Raw genomic sequence first — 1,475 nt, 5'->3', positions numbered from 1 at the left:
GTGAACTGCCTCCCGTTTCTTGGACATCGAAATTAAAGTCCAACGAACGGGAGGCTTTTCATGTCTATGAATCTGGGAATGAGGCATGATTGTTTGCTTCGGAAGCAGGCAGTGGAGATGTTTGAGAGGGGGTTCGGCTATGATTTGACCGCCAAAAGGCTTGGTGTGTCTGCCGCGACTGTGAGAGAGTGGCAGAAAATGTACCACGTCATCGGGAGGGACGGACTTCTTGCCATGGGAGTAAAGCACACCAAATACGACTATGAGACCAAGGTCGCCGCAGCGAAGGCTGTAGTTGATGGTGGGATGAGCAAGCCTGAGGCGATGGTGCATTTCGGTATTGCAAGCGCAACACCGTTGAAGCAGTGGTGCAGGCTATACCGTGAAGGCGGCGCGCAGGCGCTTAAGCCTAAGCCCAAGGGCAGGCCAAAGGGGTCGGTGCGGGCGGTGCCGCCAACGCGTGAGGAGGAACTCGAGAAGCGTGTGCGCAAGCTTGAGGCACAGGTGGCATACCTAAAAAAATCGATTGCCCTGAAGGCGCAGAAGCGCTCCCAAACCGGGACAAAGCCCTAGTGGTCGCTGAGCTTTCAGGGCAGGGACACGCGGTGCGTGATCTCCTCGAAGCTGCTGGCCTTGCCAGGTCGAGCTACTACTACGCGTTGGCTCACCCCCAGCAGCCAACCAGAGTGCAGCTACGTGCCAAGGTCGCACAGATCTTTTCGCGGACCCCCAACGGGTGCGGTCACAGGCAGGTAGCCATGTGCCTGCGCGCTGAGGAAGGGGAACGCATCGCCGATAAGACGGTCTTGAAGATGATGCGTCAGATGGGGTTGCGTTGCGGTATACGCCGCCAGAGGCCCTATCACAGGTACAACTCCTACAAGGGGGATGTGGGGCAAAGTTTTGAGAACATCATCGGTCGCAACTTCACGGCGACTGGTCCTTGGCAGAAGTTGGGTACCGACGTCACCGAGTTCAAGCTTTCCTTCGGTAAGGCCTACCTCGCGCCGGTTTATGACTTTGCCAGCAAGGAGATTGTCGCCCACTCCATTTCGATGTGCCCTAATCTTGCCCAGCAGCAAGAGATGCTTCAGGTACTCATGGATGCCAAACCCGAGGGAGCTAAGCCGATTTTGCATTCGGATATGGGGTGGCAGTATCAGCACGAGACCTACATCAGTACGCTGGCCGATAATGGTTTTATCCAGAGCATGTCACGCAAAGGCAACTGCATCGACAATGGTGCCACCGAGCAGGTTTTCGGTCACCTGAAGGATGAGTTTTTTCGTGGCCAAGACTGGCAGACTTTTGAGAGTTTCAAGGTTGACCTTGACGCCTATATTACGCATTGGAATACGGTAAGGCGTCAGGTGAAGCTTAGGGGCCTGACCCCGGTGGAGTACCGGGTTCAGGCCCTGCAGGAGGCCGTATAGGGGTTACTATTTATAGCGTCCAAGTTTCGGGGCGCAGTTCAA

The 1,475-nt window shown here is 55.6% G+C and carries 2 protein-coding genes; both read left to right on the top strand.

All coding sequences use genetic code 11. The features are described from left to right. Positions 1-60 precede the first annotated feature (60 nt). The gene (locus tag HMPREF2682_RS00020) at positions 61-573 is read left to right on the top strand and encodes a helix-turn-helix domain-containing protein (RefSeq protein WP_070830384.1); all 513 of its coding nucleotides are present in this window, start codon (positions 61-63) and stop codon (positions 571-573) included. Positions 574-605: 32 nt separating this feature from the next. Continuing rightward, the gene (locus HMPREF2682_RS00015) at positions 606-1,433 is read left to right on the top strand and encodes an IS3 family transposase (protein ID WP_246827223.1); all 828 of its coding nucleotides are present in this window, start codon (positions 606-608) and stop codon (positions 1,431-1,433) included. Positions 1,434-1,475: the final 42 nt, after the last annotated feature.

Source organism: Rothia sp. HMSC061D12, from assembly GCF_001836735.1.
In the GTDB taxonomy this organism is placed as follows: Bacteria; Actinomycetota; Actinomycetes; order Actinomycetales; family Micrococcaceae; genus Rothia.
The sequence above is the reverse complement of the archived record's forward strand: the minus strand, read 5'-3'. Positions and strand labels throughout refer to the sequence as shown.